Source organism: Stomatobaculum longum (assembly GCA_000242235.1).
Lineage (GTDB): Bacteria > Bacillota > Clostridia > Lachnospirales > Lachnospiraceae > Moryella > Moryella longum.
Genome location: JH590862.1, coordinates 597,593 through 621,320, shown reverse-complemented (window position 1 = coordinate 621,320; position 23,728 = coordinate 597,593). Strand labels below are relative to the sequence as shown.

Here is a 23,728-nt window from a genome sequence, read left to right as displayed (position 1 = left end):
ACGGATGTAGGTTAGAAATCCAGTGCCACAGGGGTGGTATCCCAACAGCGGCTCCGGAAAGACTGGCGTCCTTCCTTCTTAGCCTCCCACCTATCCTGTACGAGTAACACCGAATCCCGGTATCAAGCTGGAGTAAAGCTCCATGGGGTCTTTCCGTCCTGGCGCAGGTCACCAGCATCTTCACTGGTACTTCAATTTCACCGGGTGCATTGTTGAGACAGCGCTCAAATCATTACGCCTTTCGTGCGGGTCGGAACTTACCCGACAAGGAATTTCGCTACCTTAGGACCGTTATAGTTACGGCCGCCGTTTACTGGGGCTTAAATTCAAAGCTTCGCTTTCGCTAACCTCTCCTCTTAACCTTCCAGCACCGGGCAGGCGTCAGCCCATATACCTCACCTTACGGTTTCGCATAGACCTGTGTTTTTGCTAAACAGTTGCTTGAGCCTTTTCTCTGCGGCTGCATCTCTGCAGCACCCCTTCTCCCGAAGTTACGGGGTCATTTTGCCGAGTTCCTTAACAATGCTTCTCCCGCCGGCCTTAGGATTCTCTCCTCATCCACCTGTGTCGGTTTGCGGTACGGGCTGACATGATACAATAGCGGCTTTTCTCGACAGTCCCTCCACCGGCTTCGCTACTTATATTTCGCTCCCTGTCACGCTTTCGGATTGTGCGGCGGATTTGCCTGCCCCACTCCTAACTTCGCTTCGCCCGGTCTTTGCTCTCCCGGGTCCGGTTTTGTTCCTGTGTCCCCACAGTTCTGATCATGTCAGGTGCAGGAATATGAACCTGCTGTCCATCGACTACGGATCTCTCCCTCGCCTTAGGTCCCGACTTACCCAGGGCAGATCAGCTTTACCCTGGAATCCTTGGATATTCGGCCATGATGATTCTCACATCATTCTCGCTACTCATTCCGGCATTCTCTCTTCTCAGAACTCCACGCTTCCTTGCGGTAGCGCTTCGGCACTCTGAGATTGCTCCTCTACCAATGTATTACTACATTCCTAAGCTTCGGTATCGTGTTTTAGCCCCGGAAATTTTCGGCGCAGGACCTCTCGACTAGTGAGCTATTACGCACTCTTTGAATGTGTGGCTGCTTCTAAGCCAACATCCTAGCTGTCTTCGAAATCCCACATCCTTTTCCACTTAACACGTATTTTGGGACCTTAGCTGTAGGTCTGGGCTCTTTCCCTTTTGACTGCCCAACTTATCTCGTGCAGTCTGACTCCCGACCATCATCAGGACGGCATTCGCAGTTTGATATCCCTTGGCAGGCTTTGACGCCCCCTCAGGAATTCAGTGCTCTACCTCCGTCTGACTAAGTCGAGGCTAGCCCTAAAGCTATTTCGAGGAGAACCAGCTATCTCCGGGTTCGATTGGAATTTCTCCCCTATCCACACCTCATCACCACCCTTTTCAACGGATGTGTGTTCGGTCCTCCATCCCCTTTTACGGGGACTTCAACCTGGACATGGATAGATCACCCGGTTTCGGGTCTGCCGATGCTGACTGTAAGCCCTATTAAGACTCGGTTTCCCTTCGGCTCCGGACCTGTAGTCCTTAACCTTGCCAGCACCGGCAACTCGCCGGACCGTTCTACAAAAAGTACGCGGTTGTGCGTTCATGTATCGCACTTCCACTGCATGTAAACATAGGGTTTCAGGTTCTTTTTCACTCCCCTCCCGGGGTCCTTTTCACCTTTCCTTCACAGTACTATGCACTATCGGTCACTAAGTAGTATTTAGCCTTAGGGGGTGGTCCCCCCGCCTTCCCACAAGGTTTCACGTGTCTCGTGGTACTCTGGATCCTGCTGGGTCTTAACTCGTTTTCCCGTACGGGGCTTTCACCCTCTCTGGCAGACTGTTCCAAAGTCTTTCCGGTAACGATTCAATTCCCGTGTGCAGTCCGAACCCCGCAGTGCACGCACTGCGGTTTGGGCTCTTCCGCGTTCGCTCGCCGCTACTTACGGAATCACTGTTGTTTTCTCTTCCTCCGCCTACTTAGATGTTTCAGTTCAGCGGGTTCCCGGCTGTACGCTATGGATTCACGCACGGTCACTGCAGCTCTTCTGCAGTAGGTTTCCCCATTCGGAAATCTGCGGATCAATAGATATTTGCTCTTCCCCGCAGCTTATCGCAGCTTATCACGTCCTTCATCGGCTCTTAGTGCCAAGGCATCCGCCCTACGCTCTTTTTTGTTTAACCTCTTACATGTTCTCTAGCGTAAGAACATGCGGGTTGGTCGCTCTGCTTACACAGAGCATACGTTTATATCTTGGATACGACTTGCGTCGTATCACCTCGGATGTCTAGATATTCTAAAATTGAATATTCATTCTGTATGCGATTTTCAAGGTGCAAAATGGGATTAAGTGGACTCGAACCACCGACCTCACGCTTATCAGGCGTGCGCTCTAACCGGCTGAGCTATAATCCCTTTCAAATCCGGCGCCCGCCTATTCTTCCATGCCGTTACCAGCATAGTACCTTCGGCCGTCTTCCTCTTAACCGTCGTGTTCGGGATGGGAACGGGTGTTTCAAGAAGACGCATCGACACCGGATATCCGGTGTGAACCTTTCATCAAAAACCAGACAGCACAAACAACCCTTACTCTTTCCTTAGAAAGGAGGTGATCCAGCCGCACCTTCCGATACGGCTACCTTGTTACGACTTCACCCCAGTTATCCGCCCCGCCTTCGGCAGCTCCCTCCCTAAGGTTGGGTCACTGACTTCGGGCGTTGCTGACTCCCATGGTGTGACGGGCGGTGTGTACAAGACCCGGGAACGTATTCACCGCGACATGCTGATTCGCGATTACTAGCAATTCCAGCTTCGTGCAGTCGAGTTGCAGACTGCAGTCCGAACTGAGACGTTATTTTTGAGCTTTGCTTAAACTCGCGTTCTCGCTTCTCTTTGTTAACGCCATTGTAGCACGTGTGTTGCCCAAATCATAAGGGGCATGATGATTTGACGTCATCCCCGTCTTCCTCCCGGTTATCCCGGGCAGTCTCGCCGGAGTGCCCAGCTTTACCTGCTGGCTACCGGCAATAGGGGTTGCGCTCGTTGCGGGACTTAACCCAACATCTCACGACACGAGCTGACGACAACCATGCACCACCTGTCACTCCTGTCCCGAAGGAAAGCACTCATTACGGTGCGGTCAGAAGGATGTCAATATTTGGTAAGGTTCTTCGCGTTGCTTCGAATTAAACCACATGCTCCACTGCTTGTGCGGGTCCCCGTCAATTCCTTTGAGTTTCATTCTTGCGAACGTACTCCCCAGGTGGAATACTTATTGCGTTTGCGACGGCACCGATGCCCTTCGGGCACCAACACCTAGTATTCATCGTTTACCGCGTGGACTACCAGGGTATCTAATCCTGTTTGCTCCCCACGCCTTCGAGCCTCAACGTCAGTTTTCGTCCAGCAGGCCGCCTTCGCCACCGGTGTTCTTCCTAATATCTACGCATTTCACCGCTACACTAGGAATTCCGCCTGCCCCTCCGATACTCAAGCTTTGCAGTTTCCAAAGCAGTCCCGCGGTTAAGCCGCGGGCTTTCACTTCAGACTTGCAGAGCCGTCTGCGCTCCCTTTACACCCAGTAAATCCGGATAACGCTTGCCCCCTACGTATTACCGCGGCTGCTGGCACGTAGTTAGCCGGGGCTTCTTACTCAGGTACCGTCATTTTCTTCCCTGCTGATAGAGCTTTACATACCGAAATACTTCTTCACTCACGCGGCGTCGCTGCATCAGGGTTTCCCCCATTGTGCAATATTCCCCACTGCTGCCTCCCGTAGGAGTTTGGGCCGTGTCTCAGTCCCAATGTGGCCGGTCATCCTCTCAGATCGGCTATCGATCGTCGCTTTGGTGGGCCGTTACCCCGCCAACTGGCTAATCGAACGCGGGTCCATCTCATACCACCGGAGTTTTTACCCCCGCACCATGCGGTGCTGTGGTCTTATGCGGTATTAACAGTCGTTTCCAACTGTTATTCCCCTGTATGAGGCAGGTTACCCACGCGTTACTCACCCGTCCGCCACTCGAAATAAAGTCTTCCGCCCGAAGGTTTCCGTCTCCACTTCTCGTTCGACTTGCATGTGTTAAGCACGCCGCCAGCGTTCATCCTGAGCCAGGATCGAACTCTCAAATTTAAGTTTGTTCGTTCCGGTCAAAATAACGTTGGTCTTTCTCAGTTATTTTACCCGTTATTACTTGGTTTGGTTCTTTTTTGAAATTCTTTTGGAAGCTCACGGACACATTCGAAAGATGTCCGCGAGCCCTCTGTTTTCACAGAGATTTCAGGGTTGTTTGTACTGTCTGATCTTTGATTTTCAAGGTCCTTTTAGGTTGTCTCGCCCTTCAGGCGCAACTCCCTTACTTTATCACTTTGAGTTTTTCCTGTCAACACTTTTTTAAAGTTTTTTCAGGGTGACTCAAGCGGAGAAAGAGGGATTTGAACCCTCGCGCCGGTATTACCCGACCTACCCCCTTAGCAGGGGGGCCTCTTCGGCCTCTTGAGTATTTCTCCAGAAACGAATTGCTACGCTATTATAACGGATGTTTTCGCCATCTGTCAACGGATAAAAGCTATTTTTTTGAATCTTTTTAAGGCTTTATTTTCCAGGCGCAGCAATTTGTTTTTTTCTTCTATATCTTGTTGTTTCTTATTTGTTGCTTTCTATATCTTCACTGTCCTCGCCGGATTCGGCGCCGTCCTCATTCTCCTGTACGGCACTCATGTTTTCTTTTACCATTGCGATTCCGGCGATTCTGATTTCTTCCTCACCGTCCCGCTCAATATTCATGAGTTTCACACCGGACGCAAGACGTCCGTACTTGGAAATATCACCGACCGAAATCCGTATCATGACACCGGTATTCGTAATCAGCAGCATCTCCTGATCCTCCCGAACCAGCTTTGCACCGATCAGGAATCCCGTCTTATCCGTCAGTTTATGGCAGAGGTTACCGTAGCCACCGCGGTTTTGGGCGTGAAACTCTGTGAGTTCCGTACGCTTACCCATACCATAGGCCGTGACTGTCAATAGTTCTTCGCCCTGCGCCGTAAGCTGCATCGCAACGACCGCATCGCCCTCGCGGAGTGCAATGCCCTTGACACCGTAGGAATTTCTTCCTGTGACACGGACTGTCTCCTCGGAGAAAAGTATACTCTGCCCGTTTTGCGTCACCAGAAGTACATCTTCCGTACCGCGGCTCGCCTTAACACCTATGAGTTCATCATCCTCGCGGAGCGCAATCGCCGCCAGTCCGTTACTCCGAACATTCATATAGGCGCTGAGCTCGGTCTTCTTGACCATGCCCTGTTTGGTTGCCATAAAGAGATACTTGGCCCCGCCCTTCTTCCGATAAGATATCATGGCCGTGACTTTTTCATCCGCTTGCAACTGCAGGAGATTTACGATTGCCGTGCCGCGCGCCGTTCGGCTCGCATCCGGAATCTGATACACCTTGAGTCGATACAATCTTCCCTTATTGGTGAAGAAATCAATCGGACGATGCGTCGTGGTCATCAGAAGATCGGTGATGAAATCATCCTCTATAGTCTGCATGCCCCGGATTCCCTTGCCACCGCGTGCCTGATTCCGGAAATAATCAGGATTCATCCGCTTAATATAGCCGCGGTTTGTCATCGCGACAATAACAGTCTCATCCGGAATCAAATCCTCTGCTTCCATCTCGTCACTGATGCCGAAACCGGTTCTTCTGTCACCCCCATATTTTTCCGCGATGAGATCAATCTCTTCTTTGATGACCGCAAGCAACTTTTTCTCATCCGCCAGAATGCTTTTATAATAGGCAATCTTTTTTTCAAGCTCACGATATTCCGCTTCCAGCTTCTCGCGCTCCAAGCCGGTCAGCGCACGAAGACGCATGTCGACAATGGCCTGTGCCTGCACCTCTGTAAGCCCAAACCGCTCCATCAGGTTTTGCTTTGCCAGTGCTACGCTTCTGCTCTCCCGAATGATGCGGATTACCTCGTCGATGTGATCCAGGGCAATCAAAAGTCCCTGTAAAATATGCGCCCTCTCCTCTGCTTTGTTCAAATCATATCTGGTTCTTCGCGTCACCACATCTTTCTGGTGTTCCAGATAGTACTCGAGCATTTGCAGAAGATTCAGGACTCTGGGCTCATTGCCGACCAGCGCGAGCATAATGACACCGAAAGTATCCTCGAGCTGTGTATGTTTCAGCAGACGATTCAGGACAATCTGCGGATTCACATCTTTTCTGAGCTCAATGACAATCCGCATTCCCTCGCGGTTTGACTCATCGCGAAGATCCGTAATTCCATCCACGCGCTTGTCGCGCACCAAATCCGCAATTTTCTCAATGAGTCTCGCCTTATTGACCAGATACGGAAGCTCCGAGACCACAATGCGATGCTTTCCGTTCTGCATCGGCTCGATATTGGTTACGGCGCGAACACGAATTTTTCCTCTTCCGGTCCGATATGCCTCCAGTACACCGCTCTTTCCGAGTATCGTGGCGCCGGTCGGAAAATCCGGTCCCTTGACACGAGCCATCACTTCTTCCAGCGCGGTCTCCCTGTCTGCAATTCTGTTGTCAATGATACAGTCGACGGCGCCGACAATTTCCCGCAGATTATGCGGCGGTATATTGGTCGCCATACCGACCGCAATACCCTGCGCACCGTTAACCAACAAATTCGGGAAACGGCTCGGCAGCACCACAGGCTCCTGCTCCGTCTCATCAAAATTCGGAACAAAGTCCACTGTGTCCTTGTTGATGTCGGCAATCATCTCCATCGCAATATGGGAGAGTCTTGCCTCGGTATATCGCATGGCCGCCGCGCCGTCGCCATCAATGGATCCGAAGTTTCCGTGTCCGTCGACCAGACAATTCCGCATGGCCCATTCCTGTGCCATATTGACAAGAGCGCCGTAAATCGATGAGTCGCCGTGCGGGTGATATTTACCCATGGTATCACCGACGATACGCGCACACTTTCTGTGGGCTTTGTCCGGTCCGTTGTTCAATTCGAACATGGAATACAGGATACGCCGTTGCACCGGCTTCAGGCCGTCTCTCACATCCGGCAACGCCCGCGCCGCAATGACAGACATTGCATAGTCGATGTACGACTTCTCCATTGTTTTTTTCAGATCAACCTCTTTGATCTGATCAAATACATTTGGTTCCATTCATGGCCCCCGTTTCGTCAAATATCAAGATTTTTCACATACTTTGCGTTGTTCTCGATGAATTCCCGGCGCGGCTCCACCTGATCTCCCATCAAAGTCGTAAACGTGAGTTCCAATTCCGAGCGGGCATCTTCATCCATGCTGACGCGGAGCAGAACGCGCCGCTCCGGATCCATTGTCGTCTCCCAGAGCTGTTCCGCATCCATTTCTCCGAGTCCCTTATAGCGCTGAATCTTATTGCTGTCGTCTCTGCCGACTTCCTGCAGAATCTGATTCAATTCCTCATCCGAGTATGCGTACCAGATTCGCTTGCCCTTTTCCAGCTTGTAGAGCGGCGGCTGCGCCAGATAGACATAGCCCTCCTGAATGAGTTCCGGCATAAAGCGGTAGATGAAGGTCAGCATCAGGGTTGCGATATGTGCGCCGTCGACATCGGCATCGGTCATGATGATAATCTTGTGGTAACGCAGTTTTGCAAGATCAAAGTCCTCGTGAATGCCGGCACCGAAGGCGGTAATCATCGCCTTAATTTCCGCATTGCTATAGACGCGGTCCATTCTCGCCTTTTCCACATTGAGGATTTTTCCGCGCAGCGGCAAAATCGCCTGTGTTTTCCGGTCTCTGGCCGTCTTTGCGGAACCGCCTGCCGAATCTCCCTCGACGATAAAAATCTCGCACTCCTCCGGATTTTTGCTGGAACAGTCTGCGAGCTTACCGGGCAATGCCACGCCGTCCAGCGCGGATTTTCTGCGTGTCAGATCGCGCGCCTTTCTGGCTGCCGCGCGTGCACGCTGGGCAAGAATTGCCTTGTCGCAAATCTGCTTTGCCACAGTAGGATTCTGCTCCAGAAAATAAGTGAGCTGCTCGCTGAGCACAGAGCTGACCGCACCCGCAACCTCGGAATTTCCCAATTTTTGCTTGGTCTGTCCCTCAAACTGCGGATTCTCCACCTTGACGGAGACAATGGCCGTGAGCCCCTCCCGGAGATCCTCACCGCTCAGATTCTCTTCATTGTCCTTTAAGAGCTTCCGATTTCGCGCGTAATCGTTAAATGTCTTCGTGATGGCATTCTTAAATCCGGTCAGGTGTGTGCCGCCTTCCGGCGTATTGATGTTATTCACGAATGTGAATATATTTTCATTGAAACCGTCGTTGTGCTGCATCGCAACTTCGACCATCACACCTTCCCGCTTGTCCTCGCAGTCGATAATCTGCTCATAGAGCACTTCTTTGCCGCGATTTAAATATTGCACAAACTCACGGATGCCTCCCTCGAAGTGAAAGCAGTCTTTTTTTCCGTCATTGCGCTCATCGCTGAGTGTGATTTTTAGGTTTTTGGTCAGGAAAGCTGTCTCCCGGAGACGCACACGCAAGGTCTCATAATCATATACCGTAGTCTCAAAAATCTCCGGATCCGGTAAAAAGTGAACTTCCGTGCCGTGTAATTCTGTACTCACTTCTTCGACCACATGAAGCGGAACCGTCGTCTTGCCGCGCGCAAACTCTTCTTCGTAGCACTTTCCGTTGCGATATACTTTCACCTTTAGCCAGGTAGAGAGCGCATTCACGACAGAAGCACCGACACCGTGCAGACCGCCGGATACTTTATAACCTCCGCCGCCAAACTTTCCGCCCGCATGCAACACCGTAAAAACCACTTCAATCGCAGGAAGTCCCATTTTCTTTTGAATATCAACCGGAATGCCACGCCCGTTGTCTTTGACCGTCACCGAATTGTCTCTGTGAACCATCACTTCAATTTCACTGCAATAACCGGCCAGTGCTTCATCGACCGAATTATCCACAATTTCATATACGAGGTGATGCAATCCCCGCGAAGAGGTCGATCCTATGTACATACCAGGTCTTTTCCGGACTGCCTCCAGACCTTCCAACACCTGAATTTGATCAGCATTGTATTCTTCGCTCATGCACTTTCCTCCTCTGATACTTCTGTCACCGTTCCTGTTCTCACCAGGAATTTCTTGTCAATTTGAAAGCCATCTTGCAACAAGTTATCCATTCCTGTACTCGTCAAAACGGTCTGCACATTCCGAATACTCTTTAAGAGCTGTTTCTGTCTGGTTGTATCTAGCTCTGAGAGCACATCATCCAGAAGAAAAACCGGATTCTCACCGCATTCTCTCTGCATCAACGAAAATTCCGACAGTTTCACGGCAAGGGCCGCACTTCGCTGCTGCCCCTGTGAGCCGAATTTTCGCAAATCCATCTCTTCTTCCTCGCCCTGCTGCAAATAAAAAGCAATATCATCCCGATGCGGTCCGACAGAACTTGTCTTTTGTCGCAGATCAGACTCCCGATTCTTCTTTACCGCTGCCGCAAAACAATCTTCTGAGACATTGGCCTCGTAAAAAAGATGCAGTTGCTCACGCTTTCCGGTCAATGCCGCGTATTTTTCCACGCAGATTTCGTTGAGCTGCTTCAAAAAGACCGCGCGACTTTGCATCAGTGCGGTTCCCGCCGATACCAGCTGTGCGTCCCAGAGATCCAATGTCTCCAGCAGGGAGGGACGAAAAACCAATTCCTTTAACAGCTTATTTCGCTGCTGCAATACCCTGTTATACTGCAGAAGTTCTTTTACATAGCGCCGATTGAGTTGACATAACTCCATATCAAGAAAACGCCTGCGCTCTGCGGGACCGCTCTTGATCAGATTCAGATCCTCCGGAGAAAATACAACCATACGGGCAATTCCGTATAATTCGCTGGTTCGCCGAAGCGGAATACCGTCCACCGCTATGCCCTTCGTTCCGTTCTTCCGGAGATGAATGTCAATCCGGTGGGGAATCTCCTTGCTCTGCAGCAACAGTTTGATGTGCGCCTCGGTCTCGCCGAGACGAATCAACTCCCTATCCTTACCGGCGCGGTGTGATTTTCCGCCGGCACAGTAATAGAGTGCTTCTAGAAGATTGGTCTTTCCCTGTGCATTATCCCCGTAGAGTAGGTTACTGCCTGCGGAAAATTGAAATTTTCCGCAGCGATAGTTCCTGAAGTTTTCAAGCTCCAACGATTCGATAATCATGCCCGTCAAAGGAGAAACAATCTCCCGGATGTAACTTGCGCCCGCGCCGCTCTTCCACCTCACCGTTCACAGAGACTTTTCCTCCCTGAATGGCGTACTTTGCATCGGAACCGAGATCACAGGCCCCCGACAATTTCAGCGCCTGATCCAGTTTAATATAAGCATCTTTAATCCTGACTTCGTTCACTTCAATATCCTCTCGACTTATGCGACAAAATTGACCGGCAAAATCAGATAGACAAAACTGTCGTGTTCATCCCGCAAAAAACAGGGTGATTTTGCATTGGTAAAATACAGGGTCACCGTCTCATCATCGATTGCGCGAAGCGCATCCATCAAAAACTTGGGATTAAACGCAATCAAAAGATCTTTTCCGGTTTTCTCACAGGGAAGCTCACCATCCATCGAACCATAGGACGATTTGACTTTCAGTGCGAGCTTCTGATCACCGATATCAAGGATAATCGGTTTGTGATCGCTCTCTTTAATCAGAATGGTCGAGCGATCGATGTTGCTGAGCAGCTTAACCCGGTTAATTTCCAGTTTGGTCGCATAGTCCTTGGAGAGCATATGCTCAATCTTAAAGTACTCTCCCTCAATCAGTCTGGAAAGAACCATCGTTCCTTCAAATGAGAACAGCACATGATTTTTGGAGAAAAAGAGTTCTACCTCTTTTTCGTTGTCATCCTCCATAATCTTGCTGATTTCATTCATGGTTTTGCCCGGAATAATCGCATGGAAGGTCTCATCTCCCTCGCGAAGCGTCACATTTCTGACAGCGACGCGGTGACCGTCCAAGGCCACAAACGTAGCAACGCGTCCTTTGATATTGACAAACTCACCGCCCATCATCTTATTGCTGTCATTCAATGCCGCCGCAAAGATTGTCTTCCGGATTACCTCCTTCAGCGTAAACTGTGTGAGGCACAATCTGTGTTCTTTCTCAATCTGCGGGAGATAGGCGAATTCTTCTCCGTCTCTGCCGGGAATGGTGAATAGTACATCGCTGCAAGAAATTCTCGTCGTGAAAGTCTGGTCTGTCTCGATGTTGACGAGCTCTTCTCCGCCTTCCAGCTTGCGGATGATGTCGCTGACCAGTCGCGCATCCAGCGCTACTTTTCCCTTTTCACTGACAATGCCCTCTACTTTGGTTGAAATGCCGAATTCCGAATCATTCGCAATGAGAGTCACGCCGTCTTCCGAAGCATCGAATAAGATGCAGCTCAAAATCGGGTTGGTTGTTCTGGTCGGAATGGCTCTGGAAACAATCCCCAGAGCGGTTGTGAGTTTTTCTTTGTTGAACGCGAGCTTCATAGAGCCGTCCTCTCTTTCATATTCATCCCGTAATCATAATAATAGGGGCTGTGAGTATGTGAGAATCCACCGGAAAGGCGCAAAACAGCGTGCTTTTCCACTTGGAAACTGTCGTGGAAATCATACCGGATTCTCGCAGTGGCTTGTGAATTACTGTGCAGAAATCTTTTTCTTTAGAACAGTCACGGTGCCGGAGGTATCGGGGTTATCCTCAACCTCTGTGGATATCTTTTTGATGGCGTAGAGGACTGTCGTATGGTCTTTTCCGCCGAAATGTGCGCCGATCTGCTGGAGAGAGACTTCAGTCATTTCACGACACAGATACATTGCGACCTGTCTGGCAGTCGCAAGCTCTTTGGTTCGCTTGGTGCCGACCAAATCGAGTTCGGAGATTCCGTAGTGTTCCGCGACGACCTGAATGATAAATTGCGGTGTGATTTCCTGCTTTACATTGGGATCAATGATATCGCGGAGCACATTTTGAGCGAGCTCCAGGTTGACTTCCATGTGATTCAGCTTGCCGAAAGCGACGATTTTTGTCAGCGAGCCCTCGAGTTCACGGATATTGCTTCGCACATTGGAGGCGATATATTGAATAACTTCGTTGTCGACATTGATGTGATCCAGTTCCTCGCGTTTTCTGAGAATGGCCATGCGCGTCTCGTAATCCGGCGGCTGGATGTCAACGGTGAGTCCCCATTCAAAACGAGAACGCAGTCGGTCTTCCAGGGTTGCGAGTTCCTTCGGCGGTTTATCCGAGGAGATGATAATCTGCTTCTTTGCGCCGTGCAGCGCATTGAAGGTATGGAAAAATTCCTCCTGGGTTCTGTCCTTTCCTATTATAAATTGTATGTCATCGATCAATAACACATCGATATAGCGGTACTTGTCGCGAAATTCTGTCGTTGTGAAATTGTTTTTGCTTCGAATAGCTTCAATCAGCTCATTGGTGAAGGATTCGCTCGTCACATACTGTACCTTGGCGCTCGGATTGTGTTGAAGTACAAAATGTGCGATGGACTGCATCAAATGTGTTTTTCCGAGTCCCACACCTCCGTAAATGAAAAGTGGATTATAACTTTCTCCTGGATTTTCGGCGACTGCGAGAGAGGCGGCATGAGCAAGGTTATTGTTTTTACCGACGACAAAGGTATCGAAGGTATAGCGGGGATCCAGCTTTGCATTGGACAAAATCTGCTGACTCACCGGCTTTGTGCGATTGCCGGCAGACTGTTCTTCTTTGGCGCTGTAAAAGGCCAGGCGGCAGGATAGTCCGGTTACCGCTTCGACGGCAGCTTCAATAATGCCTGCATAGCGTCCGGAAACAAAAGTCTGGAAGCCCGCATTGGGCAGATTATCGTTTTCTTCCGGAATTTCGACAAACAGCTGGATGTTTCCATCTGAATTCTGGAGCAGATGGTGTGGTTTTAGCGGAGAAATCCACATGCCGTAGGAAATCTCCGAAATTTCAAATTCGTTTCTGATATAGGCCAGTATATCCGGCCATTGGTTTACGATTGCTTGGAACGCTGCGTTTTGCTCCATAATCAAAGACTCCTTTGCCGCGTTTGGGGATAAATCGTTTTCAGTATAGCAAAAAGACAGGATAATCTCAACGCAATCAAAATGAGGGTTGTGGATAAGTCTGTGAGCATCTCGTGAACTGCATGTGACGAGATGAGGAAAAAGAGCGGATTATCGGTTTACACAAATGGGAAAAACACAGCTGTGGATGAAAGGCAGAAGAAATTTTCCGCATTTACACAGGGAATAAAGGCGCATGATAGGCCGAATGTTTGAAATAGTTCAGGCAGATGAGGGAGTTATCAACGAGTTACTCACAAAATGTGAATAACATTATGTAAAGTTAAAATTTAAGTCGTGCTTATTGTATACAATTAGTTATCAACAAAAAGATGTGGAGAATCTGAATAACTTAGAGGAAGAAGTCACGGTTATCCACAGAATCGCAGTACAAATTGTTGAAACGAAGATTCAATATTTTGTAAGATACAGAAGCACTTATTTTAAGTGCGAATATGCGTGGAATGCGGGATGGAAAGTTCTTGACGAAAAAGGCACAGTTCCGTATAATAAGCAGGAATATTCCCACGTTTGCGTGATATCTCCGGAAACTGCTTCCGGTAGGAGCTGAGAGATCAGGGCCGGTTGGGAAAATGCTAGGAAGTGAGGAGGTGTTCTGACAATGAGAAAGGGTACAATGACATTCCAGCCGCACAATGCGCAGAAGTTCCGTGTACATGGATTCCGTGCTCGCATGGCGACCAAGGGTGGAAGAAAAGTTCTGGCTGCCAGAAGAGCAAAGGGCAGAGCGAGACTGACAGTTTAAAATTTGATCGGCATTCGCGTCGAAGAACAATGGGGTTGTCTGACGACGACCCCTTTCTTTTTCGCTTTGTCTGTGCACTTGAAATTATATGAATGCAAAGGATTAAGAGGAATGAGACGCTTTCCGTCGATCAAAGACAATTGCGAATTCCGACAGATTTATGAGAGCGGCGGAACCAGAGCTGACCGTAATCTGGTGCTCTATCTGTGTTTCCGCCCTGCGGGAGACTCGCGCATTGGTATCAGTGCATCAAAAAAAATTGGAAACAGTGTTGTAAGACATCGCGTGACGAGAGTTTTGCGCGAGATATTTCGATTACACCGCCATGCATTCACATCACCCTGTGATTTGATCTTCGTCGTGCGAAAAGACGGCGCCAAGCAGGATTACCGTACATTGGAAGCCTCGTTTCTGAAGCTTTGCAGGGCACAGGGAATTTTAGAGGAGGCAAGGTGCTGAAGAAAATTTTGCTCTGCTCGATTCGTTTTTATCGGAGAGCACTCTCTCCCTATAAATGGCGTTGTCATTGCAGGTTTTATCCGACTTGTTCGCAATATGCGCTGGAAGCAATTGAAAAATATGGCGCATGGAAGGGTGGAAAGTTAGCACTCTTCCGTATTTTGCGTTGTAATCCTTTTTCAAAGGGCGGATATGACCCGGTTCCGTAAAACCGAAATAATAGGAGGCAAGCTTTGGAACTCATCTTTTTAACCAAGTCATCCGTGCCGATTATCGGACAGGTTGCTTTTGTCTTGGGCATGATTATGGACGCGCTGTTTCGTTTTACGAGCCAGTTCGGCATTACCAACATCGGCCTCAGCATTATTTTATTTACCATTATCACGAACCTGCTGATGTGGCCGCTCACCGTGTCGCAACAGAAGTCTTCCAAGCTGATGAGCGTCATGCAGCCGGAACTTCAGGCGGTACAAAAGAAGTATAAGGGAAAGACAGATCAGGTGTCGATGGCACGCATGCAGGCAGAGACGCGAGCGGTTTATCAGAAGTACGGGACGAGCATGAGCGGCAGCTGCCTCTTCCTGCTGATTCAGATGCCGATTCTGTTCGGCTTGTATCAGGTTATTTATAAAATTCCCGCTTATGTGCCGTCGGTCTATAAAGTTTTTGAAAGCGTCGCTTCACCGTTGATGCAGCAGAGAAATTTTGTGAGCACATTGACGGAACTGGCACCGAAGGTAAAGCCGCCGCTCACGGATGCCGCGACGGTACAAAACGTAATCGATCTCCTCTATAAGTTTACGCCCGCACAGTGGAGCAGCCTCGAGCAGGCCTATCCGGCGCTGTCCTCTACGATTTCCGCGGCTTCGGCAGAAATTGCAAAGATGAACTATTTCCTGGGGGTCAATCTGGCGACACCGCCGTTCCAGGGCATCGATCATCCGAATTTTGCCTGGATTATTCCGGTCCTCTCGGCTGCTGTTCAGTGGTATTCCGCAAAACTCATGACCGCAGGCACAAAGAACAATAAAGCCAAGGTTGATGAGGACAACATGATGGCACAGCAGATGCAGAGCATGAATACGATGATGCCGATCATGTCGCTCTTCTTCTGCTTTACGCTCCCCGCGGGTATCGGTATTTACTGGGTTGCCAGCGGACTTTGCCGTATGATCCAGCAGCTCGTCATCAACGCACAGCTTGATAAGATGGATGTCGATGAGATTGTGAGAAAGAATACGGAAAAGGCGAATGAAAAGGCCATCCGTGAGGGTAAGAATCCGGCATTGGTAAAGAGCAACTCGGATAAGCTTCTCCGTGAGGTAAAACGACAGGAGGAAGCAGAGAAAAACGAGGAAGAGCGTCAGCGTCAGCGCACGGAGAAGACGGTAAAGCAGGTCGAAGAATCGACGGCTTACTATCAGAAGAATGCGAAGCCCGGTTCACTTGCCTCCAAGGCAAATATGGTCGCAATGTACGATGAGCGGTTAGCTGAGAAGCGCAGAAACAAGAAGGATAAAGGAAGCGATATCTCGAGCGGAGAGAACAGCAATGAAAACTGAAGTCACTGTGACAGGGAAGACTTATGACGAAGCATTGACAAAGGCTCTCCTGGAGCTGGGGACAACAAGCGAGCGCTTGGAAGTATCCGTCCTGGAACAGGGAAGTGCGGGTCTGCTGGGATTCATCGGAAGTAAACCCTGGAAGCTCCGTGCGGTTCTGAAGACAGAGCCGATTGGACGGGAAAGCCAAACCGACGAGCCCGCTTCCGAAGAACCGGTTGCCGAAGAAGCAGTAAAAGCAGAAGAAGTGATTCCGGTGGCAGAAAGCGGTGCGGAAGCACCGGAGGAAGTCAGGGAAGTCGAAGAAACGGTGGTTACGGTAGAAGAAGAAACGGCCGTGACAGCCCCGGAAGCGCCGAAGGAGAACAAAAAGGTCGGCAGTGAAACAGGAATTACGGCTGCGCTGGAAGCAGGAAAAAGCAGCGGAACAGCTTTTTTGCGGGAGCTTTTTGCAACGCTCAAGCTCAAGGCAGAGATAGAGAGTGATAGTCGCGCCGCAGAGAAGGCATTGTTTTTCCGGGTGCGCGGTGAAAATCTGGGTGCGCTGATCGGAAAACGCGGACAAACCCTCGATGCTCTGCAGTATCTGCTGGGGCATGTTGTGAACAGGCAGCAGGATGCCTTCTTGCGTGTCAAACTTGATATTGGCTCGTACCGGGAAAAGCAGGAAAATAAGTTGAGAGGCTTTGCCAGAAATGCTGCGCGCCGCGTAAAACAGAGCGGTGAATCGCTGGCCCTTGATCCTATGACGCCGAATGAGAGACGTATTATTCATGCCGCGTTGCAGCGCGATCGCTATGTGACTACGCATTCCGAAGGAGAAGGTGAGAAGCGCCATGTCGTGATCACCCTCCGGAAAGACGCCGACAGGCAGAAAAAAGAAGAGTCAATCAAATAAGTGTGAGGAGCTGTCGGCAGAAAAATTGCTGACAGCTTTTCATTTTCCGGATGGAGAGGAGAAAAGTTTGCGAGAAGAACGGGATACCATTGCAGCGATTGCGACCGCACTGGGAGAGGGAGGCATCGGGATTGTGAGAATCAGTGGTCCGGAAGCACTCCGGATTGCCGACAGCATCCTGGATCGTCCTGTTTCGGAGGCGGCAGGGTATACGGTGCATTACCGGCATGTAAAGGAGCAGTCGCTCATCCTGGATGAAGTATTGGTGACAGTCTTTCGCGCGCCGCACAGTTTCACGGCGGAGGACAGCGTGGAGATCAATTGTCACGGCGGTCTTTATCTACTGCAGGCTGTTTTAAACGCTGTGCTTTCAGCCGGTGCCAGAATGGCAGAACCGGGAGAATTTTCAAAACGGGCATTTCTGAACGGACGCATGGATCTGAGTCAGGCGGAAGCCGTCATGGATTTGATTCAGGCAAAGAATTCCCATGCGCTGCGGGCCGCGGTCAATCAACTGGATGGCAGATTGTCGGAAAAGATCCATTTGCTCCGGACAGGTATTTTGGATGAGCTTGCCTGGATTGAAGCTGCGCTGGATGATCCCGAAAATTATGATTTAACGGGGTATCCGCACAAGCTCGAGGAGCGAATTCATGGCTTTATACAGTCGCTCGAAGAGTTGCTCCGGACGGCAGATAACGGGAAACTCCGGAGGGAGGGAATTCCGACCGTCATTTTGGGCTTGCCCAATGCCGGAAAATCCTCGCTGATGAATTTGCTGACACGTGAGGAGTCCGCAATTGTGACCGAGATTGCCGGCACAACGAGGGATATCTTGACAGAACAGGTTAGACTCGGAGAACTTACGCTCGTGTTATCGGACACCGCGGGAATTCGGGAGAGTGAAGACAGAATCGAACAGATAGGCGTGGCCCGTGCCAAACAGGCAGCCGCAGCCGCAGCCTTAATTCTTCTCGTACTGGATGCATCCAAGCCGCTCTGTGAGGAAGAACGTGCACTTCTCTCCTATGCCGCAGCACAGCACACCATTGTTTTGCTGAATAAAGCTGATTTATCACAACAGATTTCAAAAGAAGAAATACAAAACTGCGGTGCCGCAACCGTCCTTTCATTCTCGGCGCGGCGCGGAGACGGCCTGGAGGCATTGGAGCGGGCAGTGACCGCACTTTTCTTCGGCGGTGAATTTGACAATCAAAGTGAGGAACTCGCGATTAATGCGCGCCATAAAGAGGCCCTGACGGAGGCAAAGGAAAGTCTGCACAATGTGGAAGCCTCGATTGCGGCAGGGATGCCGGAGGATTTCTTTTCGATTGATCTGGCGGCGGCATATCGCGCACTGGGTACTGTGACCGGGGACAGTGTGGAAGACGACGTGGTCAATCGTATTTTTGAAAAGTTTTGCACAGGAAAGTAAACGGAATGATAGAAGAAAGATATGATGTGATTGTGGTCGGCGCGGGACATGCCGGCTGTGAGGCAGCGTTGGCTGCGGCGCGACTGGGGCTCACAACAATTATATTTACCGTGAGCGTAGATTCGATTGCATTGATGCCCTGTAATCCGAATATAGGCGGAACGTCCAAGGGGCATCTGGTGCGGGAACTGGATGCGCTCGGCGGAGAGATGGGACATGTAATTGATAAGACATTTATTCAGTCTCGTATGCTGAATGAATCCAAGGGACCTGCCGTTCACTCGCTGCGCGCGCAGGCGGATAAGCAGGCGTATATCGGGGAGATGCGGCGGGTATTGGAACAAAATCCACGAATTACCATTCGTCAGGCTGAGATATCCACAATTTTAACAGAGGATGCTGTGGATAAGCTGGGGAAAAAACGGTGTATCGGTGTAAAAACGGTCTCCGGCAGTTGCTATTACGGCGAGGCTGTGGTATTGGCGACAGGGGTTTATCTCAATGCGCGCTGTGTGTTTGGTGAGGTGAGCGAGGCAACCGGCCCCAACGGGCTGAAGGCTGCCACGCATCTCACGGCCTCTCTCCTGTCACTTGGCATTGAAATGCGGCGATTTAAAACAGGCACACCTGCGCGGGTGGACGGTAAAACCGTGGACTATTCCAAGATGGAGGAACAGAAGGGAGATGTTCCGGTTGTCCCCTTCTCCTTTGATACGGATCCGGAAACGGTACAGCGTGAACAGGTGAGCTGCTGGCTCACACACACGGGGGCGGAGGTCAAGCGTCTGATTCAGGAAAATATCTCGCGCTCTCCGCTCTACAACGGCAGTATCCACGGAACAGGACCGCGCTACTGCCCCTCCATTGAGGATAAGGTGATGAAGTTCCCGGATAAAGAGGGGCATCAGATCTTTGTGGAACCGGAGGGACTTTATACCGATGAGATGTACCTCGGCGGAATGTCGTCATCCCTGCCGGAAGATGTGCAGTATGCGGTCATTCATGCGACGCCGGGGCTTGAGCATGCCGTCATTGTCCGCAATGCGTACGCGATTGAGTATGACTGCATTGATGCGAGGCAGCTGACGGCAGCGCTGGAATTCAAGAAAATTCCGGGGTTATTTGCGGCGGGACAGCTGAACGGGAGTTCTGGTTATGAAGAGGCGGCTGCACAGGGATTGATGGCGGGCATCAATGCGGCACAGAAGGTACTTGGGAAAGAACCTTTTCTTTTAACACGAGCGGAGGCTTACATTGGGGTCTTGATCGATGACCTTGTGACTAAGGAGAGCCATGAGCCGTATCGAATGATGACTTCTCGCGCGGAATACAGATTGCTTTTGCGTCAGGACAATGCGGATTTGAGATTGTCGGAGCGGGGATATGCGCTGGGCTTGGTCAGTGAGGAAAAGATTTCCAGATTGCGGGCAAAGCGCGCTGCAATTGCATCGGAAAAAAAGCGTCTGACAGAGACTCATATCGGCGCAAGTGCCGGGAATGCTGAGATTCTGACGGCATTGCAGTCGACACCGTTGAAGACAGGGATTTCTCTTGCTGAGCTCATCAAGCGCCCGGAACTAAACTATGATTTGATTGCGCCGCTTGATGCGGAGCGGAAAGCCTTGCCACAAGCTGTGACGGAGCAGGTGAATATCGAACTCAAATATGAAGGTTATATTCGCCGCCAGGAACAACAGGTAAAGCAGTTCAAGCGCCTGGAACATAAACTGCTACCCGAGAATCTGAACTACGAAGAAGTCGGAAGTCTACGCCTCGAAGCCGTTCAGAAACTGAACACACTGAAGCCGCGATCCATCGGCCAGGCTTCTCGAATCTCAGGGGTATCTCCGGCGGATATTTCGGTCTTGCTGGTATGGCTGGAGGCACATCAGTCTCGAAAGGGGGACAGCAAATGACACAGGAGGAAAGAGTATTGTTTGTCCGCGATATGCGGACAGCCCTGGAAGGGTTTTCCGGCACAGAAAAGTTGTCTTTTTTGGATGGACAGATGGAACAGTTCGCAATCTTCTATGAAGATATGCTGGAAAAGAACAAGGTCATGAATCTGACCGGAATTACAGAGCCGCGAGAAGTGATTGTGAAACATTATCTGGATAGCCTTGCACCTGCCGGTCTTCTTGCTGATTTTCCCGCAGAACATGCGAAGTTGTTGGATCTGGGGAGCGGGGCGGGCTTTCCGGGCATTCCGCTGGCAATTGCGTTTCCTGCCTTACAGCTGACACTAATGGACAGTTTAAATAAAAGAGTTGTTTACTTGACAGATGAAATCAAGAAGCTCGGACTGAGTCAGCACACTGCAGCAATTCATGCGCGAGCTGAAGATTTGGCCCGTCAGGCAGAGCAACGTGAAACATATGAGTATTGTACTTCCAGAGCTGTTGCACGTCTCTCTGTACTCTCCGAGTTTTGTCTTCCTTTTGTGAAAGTGGGTGGACAGATGATTGCCTATAAGGCGGGGGATATTGCAGAGGAACTATCGGATGCGAAGTATGCTATCCGGAAACTTGGCGGCGAGCCGGAGCAGGTTATTTCGTTTTCTTTGCCGGAGGATGCCGGAGAACGAAGCCTGGTAGTAATCCGCAAATACCGTGAAACACCGGCTGTGTATCCGAGAAAGGCCGGCATGCCGGCCAAAGAGCCGCTGTGCAATTCTTCACGGAAATCCTGAGTATGTAAAAAGAGCTGAGTCTACGATGCTGGACTCAGCTCTTTTGGTATAGCGATAGCTCACAATAGAGGAAATCAAGTTCTCGGAAGATGTTTCACGTGAAACATCTTTTTTTGTATAAGCTTTTGCCGGTAACAGTGATAAATAATACATGAAAAAACCTATAATCAGTCAAATTCGAGAGCGCAGGAAAAGGTTACGAATGATTCGATATCTTCTATGGGCTTGTACCTAAGTTTATCTTTTATCGCAAATTATCGGTTTGATGCGGACTTAATGCTTCTATTTTAAGGTGGAATTCCCATTGCCGGAAACAAATCAAAATAATTTGCGAGAGGATCTTTTCCTTAGTTCTGCGCAGAAAATGATTCGGGACAATTACCGGTGTGTCGGAAAGCAGCTTATGAAATCGGTGCATCTCCTTCATGTTTGGAGTATGCCCGGAAGTCAATCCGAAAATATCTTATGCAGGAACGGCAGCGTATATGCTTCATGTAAAACAATTACCCGATATCAGTCAATCATTTTGGCTTTTAGATACGGGTACGTTTCCGCTCTGGTTCGGAAATACTTTTTGGCGTGGGGATTATCAACGAGTATCAAATGTTTCACATGAAACCAATCATAGGCATTTGATGCTTGGTTTTGAGCGCGTGTAGATAAGTGAAGCAATTGATGCAGAGAGCCGACTATAGAGATGCCATCACAATTCTCTTTGCGGAGTCACGAAGTTCCTGCGTCTCTGCGATAACACTTGTCGTGATATGTCCGTTGAAAGAAATCAGATGTTTCACATGAAATTTCTTCATAATTTTGGTTAGCTATACTCCTATTTCCGCAGAATGATTACAGTTGTCCTGTACTTTCGCAGAATAAAGCTTTGAAAGAAATCAGCAGTTCTATGTGAAAGCGCTTGTTGAGAATTCAATCTGGCTTAGAGGCTTATAAATGAGTTGAATGATTGATATTGAGGGCTAGGCTAATATAGGTCAATATATAGTCACATACACTGCACCAAAGAATTTCTGCATTTTCCCGTAGAAGGGGTCATCCGAACAGAAGTAGATGTTTCATATATAATCTCCCACTTCAGCTTCAGCTGTCCTTACCTGGGGCGTCCGAAAGTCCTGCGGCTATTCGGCAGAGATGTCACTATATAAATCGATTAGAGAAAGCAGATGTTTTAAGCAAAATATCTTGTTATCACAGCGATTTTTACGGTACCATGCAATTCTCAGTACATTTGCCAGATATATTTCTGCCGAATAAGTATATGTTTCACGTGAAACATATCGCCACGAATATCTATCGAATTAGAATCCTCAAGCTCTATCAGAAGTGTCCGAGATAGCTGCGATTGCTTGCATATTTGTATTGATGTTTTCCTGTCAAATTGAGATAGATGTTTCACCTGAAACATGTAGCCGACAATATCGATAGTCTCGAAATACTTGTAAATGAGCTGGGACGATTTGTGCAGAGCCTGTGCTACAGTGAAAGCATTCGATTCAATCATATCGAAGTATCACGGAATACTTACAATTATCCGTATAGTTGCAGTGGGAAGATTCTATCAAACAGACACAGATGTTTCACGTGAAACATATTGCCACTATTGTCAATTGTCTCAGTATGATTGTAAATGAGTTGAGTTGGGATTGCTGCAGAAAAGGCATTTGAGTCAGTTATATTCGAAGTCTACGGAATCTGTGCGAGTATTTGTACATTCATAGCAAAGAGGCCTGTTAAATAGACACAAATATTTCACGTGGAACAGATGGATGTTAATTTCTATCGGATTCAGGTGGTAACAGATGGGCCAGGTGATTTATGTAGAGGGCCGGACTATAGTGCAGTCCATGCAGTCAATCATATCGGTAGAGCTAGGGGGCCGCTACCTGCCATTATCCGTATATTAGCAGCGATATGACGTTACCAAAGTGAACCGGATGTTCTACCTGAAACTTTTTGCTGCCAAGGCTAACTGCGCGCAGGTGATTACAAATGGACTATGTTGTTCGGAATAAAGTCGGACTACATATAAGAGGCAGTCATAATTGATGTGCTACGGAATCCGTGCAAGTGACTGTACATTCATGGCAACAGGGTCTGTTAAGTAAAAATGGATGTTTCATGTGAAACTTCTTGTTGATAATTTCAAGCACATTCAAAGAGCGTCACGGAACCCATACGAATATTATACCTTTATAGTGACAGGGGCTGTTAAATAGAGATAGATATTTCACATGAAACAGATTGAAGCTAATTTGCTCATATGGACGCGAATAAGCTAAGAAATTCAAACAAGAGCCAGACTATAATAGTGAGTCAACACAATCAATCCTAACCGCAGTAGTGTTACAGAGCCTAACATCCGGAATCCGCACATTGTGGCGATACGGCACTGAAAATAAGACAGAAGGTTTCACGTGAAACATAGTATCGCCGATACTAATCGGACGCAGATGTTTGTAACTGAATGAATCGATTTGTTAATGAGCAAAAGGAGGCAAAGCCAACTAATCTGTAGTTGCAATATCGAAACTGATTTCGGATGTCATATCATAAAATTAGAAGTTGCAATCAAAAGTTCAATGTACAGATCTGATTCGGACGGGAGGGAAAATCTAAGATCAAAATAGAGTTCTGAATATAGATGGTCGGCAATCAGATGCTTTTAGCACTCTGCACATGATGTACAGCTGTTATCTCGAAGGATTTCGGATTGTTCTGACCGGAGTGCGTCCGATGATTTAACTGGAACAAGATCTTGCCAGAACGTGTTTCGC

The 23,728-nt window shown here is 49.1% G+C and carries 14 protein-coding genes, 2 tRNA genes and 3 rRNA genes; 8 read left to right on the top strand and 11 right to left on the bottom strand.

What is annotated here, in order from left to right; genetic code table 11:
* The 11 genes from HMPREF9623_RS05800 to dnaA form a co-directional block, all read right to left on the bottom strand.
* A 23S ribosomal RNA gene (locus HMPREF9623_RS05800) occupies window positions 1-2,207 on the bottom strand; the annotation flags it as partial.
* Window positions 2,208-2,365: 158 nt separating this feature from the next.
* Window positions 2,366-2,439 (bottom strand) — tRNA-Ile (locus HMPREF9623_RS05795).
* Window positions 2,440-2,445: 6 nt separating this feature from the next.
* A 5S ribosomal RNA gene (gene rrf, locus HMPREF9623_RS05790) occupies window positions 2,446-2,563 on the bottom strand.
* Between the two features lie 62 nt (window positions 2,564-2,625).
* Window positions 2,626-4,156 (bottom strand): 16S ribosomal RNA (locus HMPREF9623_RS05785).
* A 287-nt stretch (window positions 4,157-4,443) separates the two neighbouring features.
* Window positions 4,444-4,533 (bottom strand) — tRNA-Ser (locus HMPREF9623_RS05780).
* 136 nt (window positions 4,534-4,669) lie between these two features.
* On the bottom strand, window positions 4,670-7,189 hold the full coding sequence (gene gyrA / locus HMPREF9623_RS05775) for a DNA gyrase subunit A (protein WP_009532964.1): 2,520 nt from the start codon (window positions 7,187-7,189) through the stop codon (window positions 4,670-4,672).
* Window positions 7,190-7,206: 17 nt separating this feature from the next.
* On the bottom strand, window positions 7,207-9,120 hold the full coding sequence (gyrB, locus tag HMPREF9623_RS05770; protein WP_009532963.1) for a DNA topoisomerase (ATP-hydrolyzing) subunit B: 1,914 nt from the start codon (window positions 9,118-9,120) through the stop codon (window positions 7,207-7,209).
* Window positions 9,117-10,232 carry a DNA replication/repair protein RecF gene (gene recF, locus HMPREF9623_RS05765; protein ID WP_040799808.1) on the bottom strand — a complete coding sequence of 372 codons (1,116 nt, stop codon included), beginning with the start codon at window positions 10,230-10,232 and terminating at the stop codon, window positions 9,117-9,119. Before recF ends, gyrB begins: the two co-directional genes overlap by 4 nt.
* Window positions 10,207-10,419 carry an RNA-binding S4 domain-containing protein gene (locus HMPREF9623_RS11170; RefSeq protein WP_009532961.1) on the bottom strand — a complete coding sequence of 71 codons (213 nt, stop codon included), beginning with the start codon at window positions 10,417-10,419 and terminating at the stop codon, window positions 10,207-10,209. Before HMPREF9623_RS11170 ends, recF begins: the two co-directional genes overlap by 26 nt.
* Before the next feature lie 17 nt (window positions 10,420-10,436).
* On the bottom strand, window positions 10,437-11,546 hold the full coding sequence (dnaN, locus tag HMPREF9623_RS05760) for a DNA polymerase III subunit beta (RefSeq protein ID WP_009532960.1): 1,110 nt from the start codon (window positions 11,544-11,546) through the stop codon (window positions 10,437-10,439).
* A gap of 150 nt (window positions 11,547-11,696) precedes the next feature.
* The gene (dnaA, locus tag HMPREF9623_RS05755) at window positions 11,697-13,091 is read right to left on the bottom strand and encodes a chromosomal replication initiator protein DnaA (protein ID WP_009532959.1); all 1,395 of its coding nucleotides are present in this window, start codon (window positions 13,089-13,091) and stop codon (window positions 11,697-11,699) included.
* A 661-nt stretch (window positions 13,092-13,752) separates the two neighbouring features.
* Here dnaA and rpmH point away from each other — a divergent pair.
* The 8 genes from rpmH to rsmG all read left to right on the top strand — a co-directional run bounded on the left by rpmH (window position 13,753) and on the right by rsmG (window position 20,939).
* Window positions 13,753-13,896 carry a 50S ribosomal protein L34 gene (gene rpmH / locus HMPREF9623_RS05750; RefSeq protein WP_040799566.1) on the top strand — a complete coding sequence of 48 codons (144 nt, stop codon included), beginning with the start codon at window positions 13,753-13,755 and terminating at the stop codon, window positions 13,894-13,896.
* A 111-nt stretch (window positions 13,897-14,007) separates the two neighbouring features.
* Window positions 14,008-14,355 (top strand): ribonuclease P protein component, encoded by a 348-nt coding sequence (gene rnpA, locus HMPREF9623_RS12240; RefSeq protein ID WP_009532958.1) that lies wholly within the window; start codon window positions 14,008-14,010, stop codon window positions 14,353-14,355.
* Window positions 14,352-14,564: a membrane protein insertion efficiency factor YidD gene (gene yidD, locus HMPREF9623_RS11160; RefSeq protein ID WP_083826776.1), complete on the top strand. Its 213-nt coding sequence runs from the start codon at window positions 14,352-14,354 to the stop codon at window positions 14,562-14,564. The genes rnpA and yidD overlap by 4 nt, the downstream gene beginning before the upstream one ends.
* 24 nt (window positions 14,565-14,588) lie before the next feature.
* A complete protein-coding gene (locus HMPREF9623_RS05745) occupies window positions 14,589-15,917 on the top strand; it encodes a YidC/Oxa1 family membrane protein insertase (RefSeq protein ID WP_009532957.1) in 1,329 nt (442 codons plus the stop codon).
* Complete coding sequence (gene jag, locus HMPREF9623_RS05740; protein WP_009532956.1) at window positions 15,907-16,815, top strand: RNA-binding cell elongation regulator Jag/EloR; 909 nt, start codon at window positions 15,907-15,909, stop codon at window positions 16,813-16,815. Before HMPREF9623_RS05745 ends, jag begins: the two co-directional genes overlap by 11 nt.
* 67 nt (window positions 16,816-16,882) lie before the next feature.
* Window positions 16,883-18,250, top strand: a complete 1,368-nt coding sequence (gene mnmE, locus HMPREF9623_RS05735) for a tRNA uridine-5-carboxymethylaminomethyl(34) synthesis GTPase MnmE (protein WP_009532955.1) — start codon at window positions 16,883-16,885, stop codon at window positions 18,248-18,250.
* A gap of 5 nt (window positions 18,251-18,255) precedes the next feature.
* Window positions 18,256-20,166, top strand: a complete 1,911-nt coding sequence (mnmG, locus tag HMPREF9623_RS05730; protein WP_009532954.1) for a tRNA uridine-5-carboxymethylaminomethyl(34) synthesis enzyme MnmG — start codon at window positions 18,256-18,258, stop codon at window positions 20,164-20,166.
* Window positions 20,163-20,939, top strand: a complete 777-nt coding sequence (rsmG, locus tag HMPREF9623_RS05725) for a 16S rRNA (guanine(527)-N(7))-methyltransferase RsmG (RefSeq protein ID WP_009532953.1) — start codon at window positions 20,163-20,165, stop codon at window positions 20,937-20,939. Before mnmG ends, rsmG begins: the two co-directional genes overlap by 4 nt.
* Window positions 20,940-23,728 lie beyond the last annotated feature (2,789 nt).

What these genes read in the sequence shown, in the direction of transcription:
- gyrA (WP_009532964.1), bottom strand. Translation starts at nt 7,189, where the DNA reads ATGGAACCAAATGTATTTGATCAGATCAAAGAGGTTGATCTGAAAAAA.
- gyrB (WP_009532963.1), bottom strand. Translation starts at nt 9,120, where the DNA reads ATGAGCGAAGAATACAATGCTGATCAAATTCAGGTGTTGGAAGGTCTG.
- recF (WP_040799808.1), bottom strand. Translation starts at nt 10,232, where the DNA reads ATGATTATCGAATCGTTGGAGCTTGAAAACTTCAGGAACTATCGCTGC.
- dnaN (WP_009532960.1), bottom strand. Translation starts at nt 11,546, where the DNA reads ATGAAGCTCGCGTTCAACAAAGAAAAACTCACAACCGCTCTGGGGATT.
- dnaA (WP_009532959.1), bottom strand. Translation starts at nt 13,091, where the DNA reads ATGGAGCAAAACGCAGCGTTCCAAGCAATCGTAAACCAATGGCCGGAT.
- rpmH (WP_040799566.1), top strand. Translation starts at nt 13,753, where the DNA reads ATGAGAAAGGGTACAATGACATTCCAGCCGCACAATGCGCAGAAGTTC.
- rnpA (WP_009532958.1), top strand. Translation starts at nt 14,008, where the DNA reads ATGAGACGCTTTCCGTCGATCAAAGACAATTGCGAATTCCGACAGATT.
- jag (WP_009532956.1), top strand. Translation starts at nt 15,907, where the DNA reads ATGAAAACTGAAGTCACTGTGACAGGGAAGACTTATGACGAAGCATTG.
- mnmG (WP_009532954.1), top strand. Translation starts at nt 18,256, where the DNA reads ATGATAGAAGAAAGATATGATGTGATTGTGGTCGGCGCGGGACATGCC.
- rsmG (WP_009532953.1), top strand. Translation starts at nt 20,163, where the DNA reads ATGACACAGGAGGAAAGAGTATTGTTTGTCCGCGATATGCGGACAGCC.